Below are 16046 nucleotides of genomic sequence, written 5' to 3'. Positions count from 1 at the left end.
AGGCGTTCAAGGCGTCCAAGGCCGTCCGACGCGGGCGGGTCGCCCGGCGCGTTAGCGCCGAGCACGGCGGGGTGTCCGGTCTCCGGGCGCCCCGCCGCTCGTGTAATACTCCGGCATGGACCTCACCTCTTACGCCGAGTGGGCGGTCCGGTTGGTCAACGATCCGCACCCGCCACCCGAGCTCACAGGGCTGCGCGACGAACTGGCGGCCGTCTTCGACGGGACCGGTGGCGAGGAAGCCGTCGTGGCGCGCCTGAACGCGCTGCTCGTCCGCCATCCGGTGCGCCCGCAGCTCTCAGGCCACGACGGGCAGCGCTGGCACCTCCACCTGGCTGTGAGCGCCGACGGCACCGATGACGCCGCCGCCGGTGCCGCGATGGGCCTGGCCGCGGTCGTCGCCGAGCTGGGCGCCGACCGGCTCGGCCGGTGCCAGGAGCCGCACTGCCTGCGGGCCTTCCTCGACACCTCCTCCAACCACTCGCGCCGCTACTGCTCCGCCCGGTGCGCCAGCAGGGCCAACGTGGCCGCCTACCGCGCTCGCCGCAGAAGCGGCCAGTAGCGCAGCACCACCCGGCCCACGATGTCGTTCACCGGGCCGAAGTCCCAGCTGTCGCGGCGCCCACTGGCCCGCTGGTTGTCGCTCTCCAGCCACCAGCCGTCATCGCCATGCCATTGGGCCCGCTTGACGATCAGCCGATCGGGCTCGCCGGGGAGCCGCGCCACGACGAGGTCTCCGGGATGGACCGCGGCGCCTCGGCGTACGAGAAGCCAGTCGCCATCGACCAGAGCGGGACGCATCGAATCCCCCTCGACACGCACTCTCATGGGCTGTGACCCTCTCCTCCACGGGTGTTTGGACCCGAGTAAGGTCGGTAGGTGGACCAAGCTGATTCAGCATCAAGGAAGGACTTTCTGATGCTCGCACGACTGCTACGACCCAAGCATGTCGCTTCCGCACACTGCGACCTGCCCTGTGGGGTGTACGACCCCGCGCAGGCCCGGATCGAGGCGGAGTCGGTCAAGGCCATCATGGAGAAGTACGCGGCCAACGAGGACCCGATCTTCCGCGCCCGCGCGCTCTCCATCAAGGAGGAGCGGGCCGAGCTCGTGAAGCACCACCTCTGGGTGCTCTGGACCGACTACTTCAAGCCCCCGCACCTGGAGCAGTACCCGCAGCTCCACCAGCTCTTCTGGGAGGCCACGAAGCTGGCCGGCGCGGCGGGCGGCAAGGGCACGGTCGAGGTGGCCAAGGCCGAGGACCTGCTCGGCAAGATTGACGAGATCTCGAAGATCTTCTGGGAGACCAAGGCCGCCTAAATCGGCACAAAGGCTCTGTGCGGCGACCTTCCGCGCAGAGCCTTTTCCGTCGATGGCGAGTCTGAATCCGCCAACCACCTCCCAGGGGCGGTAAGTTGCAGTCAGCGTCATAACGCGAGGAGGAACGTGACCGAGGAAACCGAGACGCGGGCTGAGGGCGTGGCCGGCATCCGTGACGTGGTGAGCATCAGGCTCCCCGCCGCGAGTGCCTACCTGTCTGTGCTGCGTACGGCCACCGCCGGGCTGGCCGCACGGCTCGACTTCACGCTGGACGAGATCGAGGATCTGCGGATCGCGGTCGACGAAGCGTGCGCGATGCTGCTGAGCGAGGCCGTGCCCGGGACCGACTTGACCGCCGAATTCGAGCTGACCGGGCAGGAGATGCAGGTCAGAGTCGAAGTGGCGACGGTCGGCAGCTCCGCGCCCAAGAGGGACGACTTCGCCTGGATGGTACTGACCGCCCTGGCAGACGATGTGGAAGCGGTGATCGACTCTCCCGATCGCATGGCGATCGTCCTGCGTAAGCGCCGAGGCACGGCGAGGCCGGCGTGACGGAAAGGACTGGAGCCATGGCCACCAGCGACCACGCCGTCCCCGACAGGGTGCGTGCCCGCATCCTCTTCGCCGAGCTGGCCGAGCTGGGTCCCGATGAGCCGCGTAGGCAGCGCATCAGGGACGAGCTGGTCGAGCTTCACCTTCCTCTGGTCGAATACCTGGCCCGCCGCTTCCGCAACCGCGGCGAGTGGCTCGACGACCTCACTCAGGTCGCCACCATCGGCCTGATCAAGTCGATCGACCGCTTCGACCTCAACCGCGGCGTGGAGTTCTCCACCTACGCCACGCCCACGATCGTCGGCGAGATCAAGCGCCACTTCCGTGACAAGGGCTGGGCGGTGCGCGTGCCGCGCCGCCTGCAGGAGCTCAAGCTGTCGCTGACCAAGGCGATCAGCGAGCTGTCGCAGCGCGAGGGCCGGGCACCGACCGTCGCGGAGCTGGCCGCCTACTTGAAGATGACCGAGGAGGAGGTGCTCGAGGGCCTGGAGTCGGCCAACGCCTACTCCACCGTGTCCCTCGACGCGCCCGACTCCGGCGACGACGACGCGCCCGCCGTGTCCGACTCGCTGGGCATCGTGGACGAGTCGCTCGAGGGTGTCGAATACCGCGAGTCGCTCAAGCCGCTGCTCGAACGGCTGCCGCCCCGCGAGAAGCGCATCCTGCTGCTGCGGTTCTTCGGCAACATGACCCAGTCGCAGATCGCCACCGAGCTGGGCATCTCGCAGATGCACGTGTCCCGGCTGCTGGCCCGCACGCTGGCCCAACTACGCGAGGGCCTGACGGCGGACGACTAATCCTTCTGAGAGTCCTCGCCATACAGTGCGTGGGTGGTGGGGGGCGCGAGCAACGTGCCGAGGCCGGTGACGGCCACCAGGATCAACGGGATCCCAAGGAGCGGCTCGTCCGACTGGATGAGCGTGACCGCGACAGGGAGCACGAAGATCTGGGCCAGCACGCTGGGCGATCTCCCCCATCGCTCCATCTTGAACAGGCCGCCCCAGGCCACCCAGAGCAGTCCGGCGCCGATCAGCATCCCGAACGCCGCCTCGGCCAGCGCGCTGGTGACGTCCTCCGCGGCGCCGGTCAGCGTCTCCACGCCGACATAGAGGCCGAGGCCGAGCGCCACCAGGCCCTCCAGGGCGACGACGAGCGCGGCGACGAGAAGCGTCCAAGGTCGGTTCACGCCCCAAACCCTATCGGTGCCCCTTGCCGCCCCCAGATTCCGACTAATGGCCGATAAGCCAGATATCGGACACCGGCTACGCTGAACGACATGCGCGCGATGCTCCTGGTCAACCCCAAGGCCACGACCACGAATGCCCGCCGGCGCGACGTGCTGATCCGCGCGCTCGGCGCCACCGTCGAGCTGACCGTGGAGCAGACCCGATACCGGGGGCACGCGGCGACGCTGGCCGGCACCGCCCGCGCCAAGGGCTACGACGTGGTGGCGGTGCTCGGCGGCGACGGGACGATCAACGAGGCGGTGAACGGCCTGCTCAACGCCGTCAACGGCGACGACGCCGCGCACCTGGACGATCCCAGCTCCGGACGGCCCGCGCTGCTCGTCATCCCGGGGGGCAGCGCGAACGTGTTCGCCCGCGCCCTGGGCCTGCCGAACGACCCGGTCGAGGCCACGGGCGCGGTGCTGGAGGCGCTGCGCGACGGCCGCCGCAGGACCGTGGGGTTGGGGCAGGCCCTGTGGGAGGGCGAGAGCCGATATTTCACCTTCTGCTCGGGGATGGGGTACGACGCCGAAGTCGTCCGGGCGGTCGAAGGGCTCCGCGGCTCGGGCAGGAAGGCGACGCCGACGCGTTATGTGAACACCGCGTTGCGCCACTATCTCGCCACCGACAAGCACCACCCGGCGATGACGCTGACGGGCCCCGGCATCCCCGCCGCCAAGGGCGTCTACATGGCGATCATCTCCAACACCTCGCCATGGACCTACGTCGGCAACCGGCCGGTCAGCCCCACGCCCTGGGCCGGCTTCGAAACCGGGCTCGACCTGCTGGGGCTCCAGCGGATGGGCCTGATCTCGATGCTCCCCGTCATCCGGCAGATCCTCACGGAGCGTGACAGCCTTCCGTCGGGCCGGCACCTCGTTCAGCTGCACGACGAGCCCGAGTTCACGCTCACGGCGGCCCGCCCAGTGGCCTTCCAACTGGACGGCGACTACCTGGGAGAACGGGAATCGGTAACATTCCGATCTATCCCGAACGCATTACAAGTTCTGGTCTAGCTGGTTACATTCGGTCATTGTGTGACGCATCCGACATCCATCCCAGCCAAAACTTCCCACCAACCCCCTTGCGTGCACTCTCCGTGGCTGACAGGCTCAACTTTGACGTCGGAACGTAGGACCTTTAACAAGCCTTACCGGTCCGCTCCGGCGTACGGTGAGCAATCCCGGTCCCCTCCAGGATCCGGGTCATTGCTCGCGCGAGTTAGTGAAACTCTTCACAAAGTAGTAGCCGCACGGAGCCAACCTGAGGTTCCATCTACTAAGGAGTGAACGCATGGACTGGCGCCACAGAGCTGCCTGCCGTGACGTCGACCCCGAGCTGTTCTTCCCGATCGGCAACACCGGTCCGGCACTCTCGCAGATCGACGAGGCCAAGCAGGTGTGCCGCTCGTGTTCGGCGGTCGACCTGTGCCTGAAGTGGGCTCTGGAGTCCGGCCAGGACGCCGGCGTCTGGGGTGGCCTGAGCGAGGACGAGCGCAGGGCCCTGAAGCGCCGCAGCGCCCGTGCCCGCGCTCGCGCCTCCGCCTGACGAAACCGCCTGACGACCCGATCTCGTACGGCGGGCATGGGCGGACCCACACGCCTTGGGCGGCTGGGGCCTGCCGGAATATGCCCGCGGAACCCGCACGTGACGGGCCGCCGACACGCGCGCCCCGTGACAAGGGCACGCCGTCAGGCGGCCGGAAGCGGGATGGAGAGCGTCACTTCTGTGCCGCCCTCCAGACGAGGGGCGATCGCGAGCTTGCCCGAGAGTTCGCCCACCACGAGTGTGCGGACGATCTGCAGGCCCAGGCTCGTGGAGTTGTCCAGGTCGAAGCTGTCGGGCAGGCCCTGGCCGTCATCCCAGACGGTCACGCGCAGCCTGTCCGGAGTCGGTTCCACGACCACTTGCAGGTGTTTGGGGCGGCCGTGTTGCAAGGCGTTCTGCAGGAGCTCGGTGAGGGCCATCGCCAGAGGGGTGGCGATGAGCGACGGGAGGGTTCCGAAACTGCCTATCCGCCGTGGGGTGACCTCCGCCTCCGCCGCCGACACCTCGCCCGCCATCGCGATCACGCGGTCGGCGATGTCGTCGAAGTCGACGAACTCCTCCGGCGCGTGAGAGAGCGTCTCGTGCACGATCGCGATCGAGCCGACCCGCCGAACCGCCTCCTCCAGCGCCTCCCGCCCTTCGGGCACGCGCAGGCGCCGCGCCTGGAGCCGGAGCAGGGCCGCCACCGTCTGCAGGTTGTTCTTGACCCGGTGGTGGATCTCGCGGATCGTCGCGTCCTTGGTCATCAGCTCGCGTTCGCGGCGGCGCAGCTCGGTGACGTCGCGGATGAGCACCAGCGCCCCGATGCGGCCGCCGCCGACGATCAGCGGGATCGCCCGGAGCTGCACGATCGTCCCGCCGGACTCGACCTCGGTCTCCTTGGCCGCCCGCCCGCTGGCCACGATCATCAGGTCCTCGTTGATGGGCTCGTCGGAGTAGCAGAGCGTGGCGGTCACCCGGCCCAGCTCGGCTCCGACCAGATCCGCGTGCAGGCCGAGCCGCCGGTAGGCCGACAGGGCGTTCGGCGACGCGTACGTGACGCGGCCCGCCCGGTCGAGCCGCAGCAGGCCGTCACCGACCCGCGGGGAACGGACCAGGATCGGCTCCTCGCCGGAGAACGGGAAGCGCCCCTCCGCCACCATCTGAGCCAGGTCGGAGGCGCTCTGCAGGTAGGTGAGCTCCAGGCGCGAGGGGGTGCGTGCCGAGGACAGGTTCGTGGAGCGCTGGATCACCGCGAGGAAGCGGGCCTCGCCGACCGGGACCGCCCGGCGTACGGGGATGGTCTCCTCGCGGACGGGCACGCCCGTCGACCAGTCGGGGTCGCCCTCGCGGCAGATGCGCCGTTCGTTCCACGCCGTGTCGATCAGGTAGCGCTCGCCCTTGGCCGCGACGGTGCCGACGATGTCGTCGTGGTAGACGGTGGGTCCGGTGGTCGGGCGCATCTGCGCGATCGCGATCCAGCCGCCGCCCTCGCCCTGGAGCGGCGCCCACAGGATGAGGTCGGCGAACGACAGGTCGGCCAGCAACTGCCAGTCGGAGACCAGCGAGTGCAGCCAGTCGAGGTCCGCCGCGTCGAGAGCGGTGTGGCGGACGACGAGGTCGCTGAGAGTCGGCACGAGTGCATCATGCGTGCTTTCCCGCGGAACAACCAAACCGGCGTCCCGGCCCGCGCCGCCCGCCGGCTCACCCATCGGGCCTCGAACGCCGGTGAACACGGGCGTGTCATCGTGCGGTCAACCGTCGATTTTCGGGAATCTCACATGGTGATAACCGTCACACCGTCCCGCGAGGCGGGACCGTGCTGAGCGCTGCGGAGGTGATCGACACGTTGATCCTCTTCGGCGCGGCCTCGGTTGCGGCCACGCCTGCCCCTGTGTATATCCTTCACAATCAACCTGAGCTGCCCGAACCGGCATGTATCACGGCGGGCAAGCCCGGTCTGACGACGAGCGAGCCCGTGCCCGTGTCGTGCCGGTGGTTGACCGCTCGGGCCATTCTGAGTTCCGATGATCTCGCGGTGATCAGACACGCCCTCACCGCCGTGGCAGAAGTGAAGGTGAGAGCGTGACGGACGACGGCCCTCGCGTACCGAAGTACTACGACGTGAAGCGGAGCCTGCTCGAGCTCACCAAGAGCCTGTCCGCCGGTACGGCGCTGCCCCCCGAGCGGGCGCTGGCCGTACGCTTCGAGACCTCGCGCACCACGGTCCGTCAGGCGCTGACCGAGCTGGTCGTCGAGGGGCGGCTGCTGCGCATCCAGGGCAAGGGCACGTTCGTCGCCCAGCCGAAGGTGGCGCAGGTGCTGCAGCTCACGTCGTACATCGGCGATCTGCGCACGGCCGGCCTGGAGCCCGACACCAAGATCCTGGAGATCGGCTACATCACCGCCGACGAGCCGCTCGCCCGGCGGCTGGCCATCAACCCCGGCGGGCGCGTCCTGCGGATCCACCGCCTGCGCCTGGCCAACGGAGAGCCGGTCTCGATAGACACCACCCACCTGTCGGCCCGCCGCTTCCCCCGGCTGCGGCGCGAGCTGGAGGTGCACGCGTCGCTGTACGAGACGCTGCACAACGCCTACAACGTACGGCTCACCGACGCCGAGGAGATCATCGAGACCGTCCTGGCCACCCCGTACGACGCCAAGGCCCTGGGCGTGGACGTGGGCCTGCCGATGCTGCTCCTGACCCGGCACGCCTTCGACGCCGACGGGAACCCGGTCGAGTGGGCGCAGTCGCTCTACCGCGGCGACCGGTACAAGTTCGTCACCCGCCTGCGCCGCCCCTAGCAGGCGGCCTTCGGCAGGTCGCAGACCTTGTCCGTCATCCGCTCCGCCTGGGAGATGAGACCCTTGAAGCGCTTGAGCGGCAGGCTCTTCGTGGGCCAGGCCGATCCGCCTACGACATAGACGGTCGCGCCGTTGCGTACGACGACCGCTTGTTCGCCGTTCTCGAAGAACCGGCCGCCGGCCCGCAGAGCGTCGTCGCCCACCTTGAGTGGCTTGCTGTAGTAGTGGTGGCGATCGGGGCCCTTGCCGAAGTTCGCGCAGCGGGACAGGTCCGCGCGCAATCCTCGCATCGCCTCGCGGGCGGCGGAGACGCTCTTGTAGACGACGAGCTGCTCGTACTTGACCGTGTCTTCCGATCGGTAGTGGACAGCCCGGGTCGCCAGGCGATCGGCGGTCGAGGCCGTGCGGCGCTCGCACGGGTTCAGCCGCAGCGGGAGTCCTTTCGACTCGGTGATCGTGTAGGTCTCCCATTTCTTGGCCGGTGGGTGGGTCTCCAGGAAGAGCGTCCCGGCGGGCAGGGAGCCCGCTCCCATCGACATCACCGCGGCGGCGGCCACAGCCATCCCCATGTGTAACATCTGGCCTCCATGTCATGTCTCATCCCATGAGATGTCCATTAATAGCGAATCGTTCGGCTATTACGGGACTTCTTGCCATAGCGGGGTGATTATGGCGGCATGGCAAAGGCGATCGAACAACCCGTTCCCGGCATCACGGTCGGCCACGCTCTCCTCGCCCGCTCCAAGGGCACGGCCCAGCCGGTGGACAAGATCGTGCATGACGGCGACACGATCAACATCGCGGCCGACGGCAACTTCGGCGTGCGCCTGCTCGGTGTCGACGCTCCCGAGGTCAGCTTCGAGTTACCGCGCAACCCGAACTTCCCCGACTTCCCCAAGGGCTTCGTCTCCATCGACAAGCCCGCCTGGACGACCTTCCTCACCGACCCGTTCGAGAAGGGCTACCAGGAGCTCACGCTCCGCACGGCCCTGCACAACAACCTGCTGGCCAGGCTGGGCCCGGCGGCCGCGCCCAACCACGCCGCCCACGCGGCCCCGGCCACCCAGGCGCTCAAGACCATGATCCAGCTCGACATCACCGAGCAGGCCCTCACCGACGAGACGTTCAAGATCAGGCTGGCCTTCGCGCACGAGATCCTCGACAGGTACGGCAGGCTCCTCTGCTACGTCAACCGCGACCAGCGCGAGAAGCCCCGTCCCGACCCCTACAACGAGCGGCTGCTCGCGGCCGGGCATGTGATCCCGTACTTCATCTGGCCCAACGTCGACCCCTTCGTACGCCAGGAGGGCCGCCTGGCCGACGCCGTGCCGTCCCCGGGCAGCGCCAGGACGGTCGCCGAAGCAGGCGCGCTGGGCCGGGCCAGGCAGGCCGTACGACGGGCCCGCGAGGCGGGGCTGGGCCTCTGGGACCACGCGAACCCGCTCGCCGTGCTGCCGTTCGAGCTGCGCTTCCTGGCCCAGCGCCGGGCGCCTGACCGCTACGTGCTCGACCTGTCGGACAACGCCAGGGAGTTGCTGCATCCGCAGAGCTACTTCCGTATCCCCAACCCCGAGGACCGGCTGTTCATCAACGCCGAGCACGCCCCGTTGTTCAGCGAGAAGGGCTGGTCCGTCCCGCCGCTGTGAGGGGGTGGGGTTAGCCCCACCCCACAGGCGCACACCAAGCCCATGTCGCGCATCCCCGTAGGTCAATACGGTTGGTCGCATGAAAGTCCCCCGCCCGTGGTCGGCACGCGCCTGGCTCGACACGGCGCACGTCGTGATCGGGCTGCCCGTCGGCATGGTCCTCGCCGGGCTGACCATCGCGTGCGCCGCGGCGCCGCCCCTGATGCGCCGCGGCCTGCCGCACTTCACCCGGGTGCAGCGCTCCCGGTTCGAGGCGTTCCTCGGGGTGCGCATCCCGCCGGTGCGCTCACCGATCAGCTACCGCAGCCACATCACCTGGCGGCAGATCGGCTACCACGTGCTCTCACCGCTGGTGGGGCTGGCCGGGGCCGTCCTGGTCGCGTTCGCGTGGGGGGCGGCCGTGGTGGGGCTGACGGCGTTCCTGCAGCCGATGCTGCAGGACCCGCCGCTGGTGTTCCGCTTCAACCTGCGCAATCCGGGCGTGGTCTCCGCCTACATGGCCGTCGGGTTCGTGCTGCTGCTGGTGGCCCCGGCCCTGGCACGGGCGATGGCGCACCTCGATCTGTCGGTGGCGCGCACGCTGCTCGGCCCCAGCCGCCACGAGCTGGGACAGCGGATCGAGACGCTGACCGAGAGCCGTGCCGGGGTGATCGACGCGGCCGACGCCGAACGGCGGCGCATCGAGCGAGACCTGCATGACGGCGCCCAGCAGCGGCTGGTCTCCCTGGCCATGAACCTCGGGCTGGCCCGCGCCACGCTGACCGACCTGCCCGAGCCCGCCCGCGAGGCGATCGAGCGGGCGCACGAGGAGTCCAAACAGGCGCTCAAGGAGCTGCGCGACTTCGTCCGCGGCCTGCACCCGGCCGTGCTCAACGACCAAGGGCTCGACGCGGCGCTCTCCGGCATCGCCGCGCGCACCCCCATCCCGGTGCGGCTCCGCGTCGACATCGGCCTACGCACTTCTCCTACCATCGAGGCGGTGGCGTTCTTCATCGTGTCCGAGGCACTCACCAACATCGCCAAGCACGCGGCGGCCACCAGAGCCCAGGTGAGCGTGGTGCGCGAGCGCGACCGGCTGTCCCTGCTCATCTTCGACGACGGCTGCGGCGGCGCCACGCTCGACGGCGGCACCGGGCTGCGCGGCCTGGTCCAGCGGATCGACTCGGTCGACGGGACGCTCCGCCTGTCCAGCCCGCTCGGCGGGCCGACCACGATCGAGGTGGACCTGCCGTGCGAGTAGTGCTGGCGGAAGACTCCGTACTCCTGCGCGAGGGGCTCGTCCGGCTGCTCGACGCGGCCGGCATGCGGGTGGTGGCGGCCGTGGACGACGCTGAGAGCCTGCTGCGCGCCGCCGAGGAGCACCTGCCCGACCTGGTGGTCACGGACGTGCGTATGCCGCCCACCCACACGGATGAGGGCCTGCGGGCGGCCCTCGTGCTGCGCCGCGAGCACCCCGGCATGTCCGTGCTGGTCCTCTCCCAGTACGTGGAGGAGCGCTACGCGGCCCGGCTGCTCGCCTCGGCGAGCGGTGGCGTCGGTTACCTGCTCAAGGACAGGGTGGCCGACGTGACCGACTTCATCGACGCGCTGCGCAGGGTGGCGGCGGGCGGCACCGCGCTGGACCCGGAGGTCGTCGCCCAGTTGCTGCTGCGCGGCCACAGCGACCCGCTGGACCGGCTGACGCCCAGAGAGGGCGAGGTGCTCAAGCTGATGGCGGAAGGCCGCTCCAACGCGGGCATCGGCCAGGAGCTCGTGCTCAGTGAGGGGGCGGTCGGCAAGCACATCGGCAACATCTTCGCCAAGCTCGACCTGTCCCCTGCCGAGGGCGACCACCGGCGGGTCCTCGCCGTCCTGCAGTTTCTCAAGATCAGGAGTCTGTCATGAGGGCCTTGTGGCTGAGCGCGGGCGCCATGGTGACCGTGTTGGCTCTGCTGGGCACCAGCAGCGTGCTCTGGGGCGCATTCGCCTACGCCCGTCCACCGATAGAGACCACCAGCAGGAGCATCCCGTTCAAGCTGTCTCGGTTGAAGGTGATCGTGGCGCGCGGAAACGTGAATGTCAGCATCCATCCCGGCGAGGCCGGCGAGCTGTTTCTCGAACGGTCGCTGCGCTGGTCCAAGCAGAAGCCGGGCGTCAAGGAGGACTGGGACGAGCAGCGGACGCTGCGGCTCGACGTTTCCTGCCCTGGCATGGACCAGCCGGACGCGCCGCTCTGTCAGGCTCACTACACGCTGTTCGTGCCGGAGGAGACCGACATCGAGACGGAGTCGGCCAATGGCGGCCTCGATGTCCACGACATCTTCGGCGACATCCGGATGACCTCCGAGTCGGGTGAGCTGCGGGCCTACCGGACCTCGGGCACGGTCTGGGCCAGGAGTGGTTCCGGCGATGTCACGGGAGTCGGGCTCACCGGCGGCGAGGCGGACATGGAGACCGGCGCGGGTCGCGTCGACCTGTCCTTCGACGCCGCTCCGACGAAGGTCCGCGCGGTCGTCAGGACCAGAGGGGATGTCGTCGTGGTGGTCCCCGACCTGGGCTACGACGTGACGGCGAGCGCCAAGCGGGCCGACGTCAACGTCAAGAAGGACCCCACCTCACCAAGGAAGATCACCATACAGTCGCAGAATGCTCTTGTGATGCCCTGCTGCGAGTGACTCTCCGGGGACCCGAGCGTTGACATCTGTTTACTCGGGTGACTCGTTGGTAGGTTCCCGGGCATGGAGTCTGCGAAGCACGCCGGTGACGCCGCCGTCGCCGTGTCCAAGGCCTACGGTGTCGAGACCATGTTCACTCTGTCGGGAGGGCACGTCTTCCCGCTCTACGACGGCGCCGTGCACGAGGGCATGCGGATCCTCGACGTACGCCACGAGCAGAGCGCCGTGTTCGCCGCGGAGGCCACAGCCCGGCTGACCAGGACACCCGGGCTGGCCGCTCTGACGGCGGGGCCCGGCATCACCAACGGGATCAGCGGCGTCGCGACCGCGCACTTCAACGGCTCTCCAGTGGTGGTCATGGGCGGGCGAGCGCCGCGCTCGCGCTGGGGCAGCGGCGCGCTGCAGGAGATGGACCACCCGCCCCTGCTCGGGCCGATCACCAAGCTGTCGTTCACCGCGAGCGGAGCCGACTCGGTCGGCCAGGATGTCGAGTCGGCCTTCCGCACGGCCATCGCGCCGCATCGCGGGCCGGTCTTCCTCGACTTCTACATGGACGACCTGTTCGCGCCATCGCCTGTGCACCCGGTCGAGACGCAGAGCCCGTCCCCCCTCGAACCCGACCCCGAGTCCCTGGCCACCATCGCCAGGCTGCTCACCGAGGCCGAGCGCCCGGTGCTGGTCTACGGGTCCGACGTGTGGATGGACCGGGCCGAGGAGGCCGCGCGCGACTTCGCCGAGAACTGGCGGCTGCCGGTCATCCCCAACGGCCAGGGCCGCGGCATCCTGCCCGCCGGCCACGAACTGCTCGTCACCCGGGCCCGCGGCCTCGCCTTCGCCGAGGCCGACCTGGTCGTCGTGATCGGCACCCCGCTCGACTTCCGGCTCGGCTACGGCTGGTTCGGCGGCAAGGAGGGCCGGTCGCCGGCCAAGGTCGTGCACATCGCCGACGCGCCGTCCCAGCTCGCCACCCACACGCAACCGGCCGCGTCCGCCGCCGGCGACCTCTCCGTGGTCTTCTGGAGCCTCGGTACGGCCTGCGGCGACGCCGGCCTGAAGCCCACGGCCTACTCCGGCTGGGTGTCGAAGCTGTCGGAGGCCGCCGCCGCGGCGATCGCCGGCGACGCCGGCCTGCTCGGGGCCGACTCCGACCCGATCCACCCCATGCGCATCTACGGCGAGCTCGGCAAGGTGCTCGCCGACGACGCCGTGGTGATCGGAGACGGCGGCGACTTCGTCTCCTACGCGGGCAAGTACGTCGAGCCCAAGCAGCCCGGCAACTGGCTGGACCCGGGCCCCTACGGCTGCCTGGGCACCGGCCTCGGCTACTCCATCGCGGCCCGCCTGGCCCGGCCGTCCTCGCAGGTGGTGCTGCTGCTGGGCGACGGCGCGGCCGGGTTCTCGCTCATGGACGTCGACTCGCTGGTCCGGCACGGCCTGCCGGTGGTCATGATCTGCGGCAACAACGGCATCTGGGGCCTGGAGAAGCACCCCATGCAGCTGCTCTACGGCTACGACGTGGCCGCCGAGCTGCAGCCGCAGTGCCGTTACGACCAGGTGGTGACAGCGCTGGGCGGCGGCGGCGAGCTGGTCACCCGGCCGTCGGAGATCGGGCCCGCGCTGCGTCGGGCGTTCGACTCCGGCGTGCCGTACATGGTGAACATCGCCACCGACCCCCAGGTCGCCTACCCCAGGACCACGACGGGGATCTGACTACCTGACGCTGAGCGAGGGCGTCGGCGTCGGGGTGCCCGACGGGCAGGGACCGCCGTCGATGACGACGATCTTGACCGGTTTGGTCACATCTAGCCACGTGCCGCCGTTGGGGAAGGTCTCGCCGATCCTCCCGCAGGCGATGCCCTGCTCAGTGGTGGTCTGGTTGTCAATCTTGATGGTCTGGAAGCCTGCGGCCCGGATCCGCTGGGTGGCCACCGCGTACGGCATCTCGACCACGCTGGGGACCTGCTTCTTCACGACCTTCGGGGTCGTCGGCGTGCTGCTGGGGGTCTTGGTCGGCGTCTTCTCCTCCGTCGGGTCCGGAGTCGGCGTCGTCTCTTTCTCCGTCGGCTCCGCGGTCGTCCTGGTGGGGATCGGTACCTGCGTGGTCGGCTTGGGCTTGAGCTTGGTGCGTCCAGGGCGCGGCGTCGTGGGGGTGCTCTTGTCGGTGGTGGGAACGGAGTTGGCCATGCCAGTCGTAGTGGCGGTCGGCCCGGCCTCGGGCTCGGCATTGATGCCCGTCAGCGCGACGGCACCGGCGCCCGCCCCGAGAACGACCGCGGCCGCGATCCCGGCGATCAGACCGCCCCTGCGGGGCGCCTTGGCGGCGCTGCGACGGCCGCCCTGCCGCGGCCCGGCCATCGTCTGCGCCTCCTGCCGCGCAGCCTGGTAGGACCCCGTCTGATGCGGACCCGCCTGACGGGCTCCTGTCTGGTGCGGACCGGCCTGGTAGGACCCCGTCTGGGGACCGGCCTGGTAGGACCCCGTCTGGGGACCCGCCTGGTGGGATCCCGTCTGATGGGGCCCGGACTGGCGAGATCCCGTCTGGTACGCCTCCATCGGCGCGGCCATGGTGGCACCCGTCGCCAGCGGCGCCGGCTCGGGAGCGGGCGTCTCGCCGGCCGCGATCTTGCGTGCCGTCTCGCTCATCGCTCTGGCCGTCGGGTAACGGGCGAGCGGATCCTTCGACAGGGCCCGCTCGACAAGCGCGCGCACGGACCGGGGGATGTCGGTGGGCAGCGGCGGGGGCGCCTCACGGATGTGCTTGAGCGCGATCGTGACCGCGCTCTCGCCGTCGAACGGCCGCTGCCCCACCAGGCACTCGTACGCCACCACGCCCAGCGCGTAGATGTCGACCGCGGGCGTCACCGGCGCGCCCTCGGCCTGCTCCGGCGCGCAGTAGGCGGCGGTGCCGAGCACCATGCCCGCGTCGGTGAGCCGGTTGGCCACGTCCGAGCGGGCGATGCCGAAGTCGGTCAGCACGAGCGTGCCGTCACGCTGGACCAGCAGGTTGCCCGGCTTCACATCACGGTGCACGATCCCCTGTTCGTGCACCGCCTGCAGCGCCGAGGCCGCCTGCGCGATCAGCTCCATCGCCGGCTGCGGCGGGATCCGGCCCAGCCGCATCAGCAGCCTGTCGAGCGGCTCGCCGTCGACGAACTTCATCACCAGATAGACGGTGTCGCCGCTCACACCGTAGTCGTAGACATCGACGACACCCGAATGGTTGATCGTCGCCATCGCCCTGGCCTCGGCCTGGAAGCGCGCGACGAAACCGGGATCGTCCATGCGGCCGGGCAGCAGCACCTTGACGGCGACAGTGCGCGCCAGCACGATGTCCTCGCCCCGCCACACTTCGCCCATGCCACCGGCGCCAATGCGGGTGTCCAGGCGATACCGCCCCGCCAGCGTCGTCCCTTGGGCTACCATGACTCCCCCGTTACCCCCCTACCTCTATAACCTCTCCCACCCCAAGGTTCAACAAAGCGAAGTTGTGTCGCGGTGAGGTAACACAGAGGTCACGGAACTTCGAGAGTGTACGACTCACGAGTCCCACGTGCCACTTGAATGCTGTAAGCCCTACAAACTCTATCCTGCGGCCTTCTGACCTCACTTGTCCGCGTTTCCGGGAGATCTGGGCTCTTGACAGGGGCCCATTGTGATGATCGCAGTAGGCTGGCGGCATGACGCTCGCTCCAGGGCTCCGCGCCCAGCTGCTCATCGTGGTCGAGGAGTCGGACACAGCGCAGAAGATCGGCAGTGGTGACGTCCCGGTGCTCGCCACTCCACGGCTCCTCGCGATCGCCGAGATGGCGACGCTCAAGGCGGTGCGTCCGCATCTCGCTCCCGGCGAGACGACCGTCGGCACCCGCGCCGAGCTGGCGCATCTGGCCGCCAGCCCGGTGGGCACGCATGTGGAGATCACCACCGAGCTCACCGAGGTCGACGGCAGGCGGCTGGTCTTCGACTTCGAGGCCCGCGACAAGCGGACGGTCATCGGCCGGGGCACGATCGAGCGGGTGCTGGTCGATCGCGCCAAGTTCATCGACCGCGCCACCCGCTGAACCAGCGGCTACTCGATGACGGCGATCAGGTCGCCTTCCTGGATCACGTCACCCTCGCTGACCTTGAGCTGCACGAGCACGCCGTCGTCCTCGGCCAGGACCGGGATCTCCATCTTCATCGACTCGAGGATGACCAGCGTGTCGCCCTCGGCGACCGTCTGACCCTCCGAGGCGACGACCTTCCAGACGTTCGCCACCATCTCCGCGCGTACCTCGGCCACCGCGACTCCCCTCTTCCAATGAGCTAACAATGCCATGTGC

Annotated in this window: 20 protein-coding genes; 14 read left to right on the top strand and 6 right to left on the bottom strand. The window is 69.4% G+C overall.

Going from position 1 to position 16046, the window contains the following annotated elements; all coding sequences use genetic code 11:
- Nucleotides 1–115: 115 nt before the first annotated feature.
- A complete protein-coding gene (locus AB0B91_RS49425; RefSeq protein ID WP_358336724.1) occupies nucleotides 116–559 on the top strand; it encodes a CGNR zinc finger domain-containing protein in 444 nt (147 codons plus the stop codon).
- Here AB0B91_RS49425 and AB0B91_RS49420 read toward each other — a convergent pair.
- Entirely contained in the window at nucleotides 529–885 is a 357-nt protein-coding gene (locus AB0B91_RS49420; RefSeq protein WP_358336721.1) for a S24 family peptidase, read from the bottom strand. The two genes, AB0B91_RS49425 and AB0B91_RS49420, sit on opposite strands and share 31 nt — an antisense overlap.
- 30 nt (nucleotides 886–915) lie before the next feature.
- On the opposite strand from AB0B91_RS49420, the gene sodN reads away from it, so the two are divergent.
- The 3 genes from sodN (at nucleotide 916) to AB0B91_RS49405 (ending at nucleotide 2666) form a co-directional block, all read left to right on the top strand.
- Nucleotides 916–1317 carry a superoxide dismutase, Ni gene (gene sodN, locus AB0B91_RS49415; RefSeq protein ID WP_219533868.1) on the top strand — a complete coding sequence of 134 codons (402 nt, stop codon included), beginning with the start codon at nucleotides 916–918 and terminating at the stop codon, nucleotides 1315–1317.
- 126 nt (nucleotides 1318–1443) lie between these two features.
- On the top strand, nucleotides 1444–1869 hold the full coding sequence (locus tag AB0B91_RS49410; RefSeq protein WP_214640148.1) for an anti-sigma factor: 426 nt from the start codon (nucleotides 1444–1446) through the stop codon (nucleotides 1867–1869).
- A 17-nt stretch (nucleotides 1870–1886) separates the two neighbouring features.
- The gene (locus AB0B91_RS49405; RefSeq protein WP_214640149.1) at nucleotides 1887–2666 is read left to right on the top strand and encodes an RNA polymerase sigma factor SigF; all 780 of its coding nucleotides are present in this window, start codon (nucleotides 1887–1889) and stop codon (nucleotides 2664–2666) included.
- On the opposite strand, the gene AB0B91_RS49400 is transcribed toward AB0B91_RS49405, so the two are convergent.
- Nucleotides 2663–3055, bottom strand: a complete 393-nt coding sequence (locus AB0B91_RS49400) for a hypothetical protein (protein WP_358336717.1) — start codon at nucleotides 3053–3055, stop codon at nucleotides 2663–2665. The two genes, AB0B91_RS49405 and AB0B91_RS49400, sit on opposite strands and share 4 nt — an antisense overlap.
- Nucleotides 3056–3145: 90 nt before the next feature.
- Between AB0B91_RS49400 and AB0B91_RS49395 the strand changes: the two genes are divergently transcribed.
- The gene (locus AB0B91_RS49395; protein ID WP_358336714.1) at nucleotides 3146–4111 is read left to right on the top strand and encodes a diacylglycerol kinase family protein; all 966 of its coding nucleotides are present in this window, start codon (nucleotides 3146–3148) and stop codon (nucleotides 4109–4111) included.
- 277 nt (nucleotides 4112–4388) lie between these two features.
- Nucleotides 4389–4643 (top strand): WhiB family transcriptional regulator, encoded by a 255-nt coding sequence (locus AB0B91_RS49390; RefSeq protein ID WP_214640152.1) that lies wholly within the window; start codon nucleotides 4389–4391, stop codon nucleotides 4641–4643.
- 143 nt (nucleotides 4644–4786) lie between these two features.
- Here the strand turns inward: AB0B91_RS49390 and AB0B91_RS49385 are convergent, their stop codons facing one another.
- Complete coding sequence (locus AB0B91_RS49385) at nucleotides 4787–6259, bottom strand: histidine kinase N-terminal domain-containing protein (RefSeq protein ID WP_358336711.1); 1473 nt, start codon at nucleotides 6257–6259, stop codon at nucleotides 4787–4789.
- A 182-nt stretch (nucleotides 6260–6441) separates the two neighbouring features.
- On the opposite strand from AB0B91_RS49385, the gene AB0B91_RS49380 reads away from it, so the two are divergent.
- Both AB0B91_RS49380 and AB0B91_RS49375 read left to right on the top strand, forming a co-directional pair.
- Nucleotides 6442–6711, top strand: coding sequence for a hypothetical protein (locus tag AB0B91_RS49380; protein ID WP_358336708.1), 270 nt, complete (start codon nucleotides 6442–6444; stop codon nucleotides 6709–6711).
- Nucleotides 6708–7427: a GntR family transcriptional regulator gene (locus AB0B91_RS49375; RefSeq protein WP_219533873.1), complete on the top strand. Its 720-nt coding sequence runs from the start codon at nucleotides 6708–6710 to the stop codon at nucleotides 7425–7427. Before AB0B91_RS49380 ends, AB0B91_RS49375 begins: the two co-directional genes overlap by 4 nt.
- Here AB0B91_RS49375 and AB0B91_RS49370 read toward each other — a convergent pair.
- Nucleotides 7424–8005 (bottom strand): hypothetical protein, encoded by a 582-nt coding sequence (locus AB0B91_RS49370; RefSeq protein ID WP_358336702.1) that lies wholly within the window; start codon nucleotides 8003–8005, stop codon nucleotides 7424–7426. The genes AB0B91_RS49375 and AB0B91_RS49370 overlap by 4 nt on opposite strands.
- A 99-nt stretch (nucleotides 8006–8104) precedes the next feature.
- Here AB0B91_RS49370 and AB0B91_RS49365 point away from each other — a divergent pair, with 99 nt between their 5' ends.
- The 5 genes from AB0B91_RS49365 (at nucleotide 8105) to AB0B91_RS49345 (ending at nucleotide 13437) form a co-directional block, all read left to right on the top strand.
- Nucleotides 8105–9073: a hypothetical protein gene (locus AB0B91_RS49365; RefSeq protein WP_358336699.1), complete on the top strand. Its 969-nt coding sequence runs from the start codon at nucleotides 8105–8107 to the stop codon at nucleotides 9071–9073.
- A gap of 79 nt (nucleotides 9074–9152) precedes the next feature.
- Nucleotides 9153–10313 (top strand): sensor histidine kinase, encoded by a 1161-nt coding sequence (locus AB0B91_RS49360; RefSeq protein ID WP_358336696.1) that lies wholly within the window; start codon nucleotides 9153–9155, stop codon nucleotides 10311–10313.
- The gene (locus AB0B91_RS49355) at nucleotides 10304–10957 is read left to right on the top strand and encodes a response regulator transcription factor (protein ID WP_358336693.1); all 654 of its coding nucleotides are present in this window, start codon (nucleotides 10304–10306) and stop codon (nucleotides 10955–10957) included. Before AB0B91_RS49360 ends, AB0B91_RS49355 begins: the two co-directional genes overlap by 10 nt.
- Nucleotides 10954–11727 (top strand): hypothetical protein, encoded by a 774-nt coding sequence (locus AB0B91_RS49350; RefSeq protein ID WP_358336690.1) that lies wholly within the window; start codon nucleotides 10954–10956, stop codon nucleotides 11725–11727. The genes AB0B91_RS49355 and AB0B91_RS49350 overlap by 4 nt, the downstream gene beginning before the upstream one ends.
- Nucleotides 11728–11790: 63 nt before the next feature.
- Nucleotides 11791–13437, top strand: coding sequence for an acetolactate synthase (locus AB0B91_RS49345; protein ID WP_358336687.1), 1647 nt, complete (start codon nucleotides 11791–11793; stop codon nucleotides 13435–13437).
- On the opposite strand, the gene AB0B91_RS49340 is transcribed toward AB0B91_RS49345, so the two are convergent.
- Complete coding sequence (locus AB0B91_RS49340) at nucleotides 13438–15150, bottom strand: protein kinase (protein WP_358336684.1); 1713 nt, start codon at nucleotides 15148–15150, stop codon at nucleotides 13438–13440.
- 254 nt (nucleotides 15151–15404) lie between these two features.
- Here AB0B91_RS49340 and AB0B91_RS49335 point away from each other — a divergent pair, with 254 nt between their 5' ends.
- A complete protein-coding gene (locus AB0B91_RS49335; RefSeq protein ID WP_358336681.1) occupies nucleotides 15405–15785 on the top strand; it encodes a thioesterase family protein in 381 nt (126 codons plus the stop codon).
- Nucleotides 15786–15793: 8 nt separating this feature from the next.
- On the opposite strand, the gene AB0B91_RS49330 is transcribed toward AB0B91_RS49335, so the two are convergent.
- Nucleotides 15794–16006 carry a biotin/lipoyl-binding carrier protein gene (locus tag AB0B91_RS49330; RefSeq protein ID WP_214640164.1) on the bottom strand — a complete coding sequence of 71 codons (213 nt, stop codon included), beginning with the start codon at nucleotides 16004–16006 and terminating at the stop codon, nucleotides 15794–15796.
- Between the last annotated feature and the right edge of the window lie 40 nt (nucleotides 16007–16046).

This window comes from Nonomuraea sp. NPDC049141, assembly GCF_040648415.1.
Classification (GTDB): Bacteria; Actinomycetota; Actinomycetes; order Streptosporangiales; family Streptosporangiaceae; genus Nonomuraea.
Note: the sequence above shows the minus strand (reverse complement) of the source record. Positions and strands in the feature narration are given on the sequence as shown.

Bases quoted from the DNA above. Each gene is read 5' to 3' on its own strand.
- AB0B91_RS49425 (WP_358336724.1), top strand. From the start codon at position 116: ATGGACCTCACCTCTTACGCCGAGTGGGCGGTCCGGTTGGTCAACGAT.
- sodN (WP_219533868.1), top strand. From the start codon at position 916: ATGCTCGCACGACTGCTACGACCCAAGCATGTCGCTTCCGCACACTGC.
- AB0B91_RS49405 (WP_214640149.1), top strand. From the start codon at position 1,887: ATGGCCACCAGCGACCACGCCGTCCCCGACAGGGTGCGTGCCCGCATC.
- AB0B91_RS49395 (WP_358336714.1), top strand. From the start codon at position 3,146: ATGCGCGCGATGCTCCTGGTCAACCCCAAGGCCACGACCACGAATGCC.
- AB0B91_RS49390 (WP_214640152.1), top strand. From the start codon at position 4,389: ATGGACTGGCGCCACAGAGCTGCCTGCCGTGACGTCGACCCCGAGCTG.
- AB0B91_RS49370 (WP_358336702.1), bottom strand. From the start codon at position 8,005: ATGTTACACATGGGGATGGCTGTGGCCGCCGCCGCGGTGATGTCGATG.
- AB0B91_RS49365 (WP_358336699.1), top strand. From the start codon at position 8,105: ATGGCAAAGGCGATCGAACAACCCGTTCCCGGCATCACGGTCGGCCAC.
- AB0B91_RS49360 (WP_358336696.1), top strand. From the start codon at position 9,153: ATGAAAGTCCCCCGCCCGTGGTCGGCACGCGCCTGGCTCGACACGGCG.
- AB0B91_RS49350 (WP_358336690.1), top strand. From the start codon at position 10,954: ATGAGGGCCTTGTGGCTGAGCGCGGGCGCCATGGTGACCGTGTTGGCT.
- AB0B91_RS49345 (WP_358336687.1), top strand. From the start codon at position 11,791: ATGGAGTCTGCGAAGCACGCCGGTGACGCCGCCGTCGCCGTGTCCAAG.
- AB0B91_RS49340 (WP_358336684.1), bottom strand. From the start codon at position 15,150: ATGGTAGCCCAAGGGACGACGCTGGCGGGGCGGTATCGCCTGGACACC.
- AB0B91_RS49335 (WP_358336681.1), top strand. From the start codon at position 15,405: ATGACGCTCGCTCCAGGGCTCCGCGCCCAGCTGCTCATCGTGGTCGAG.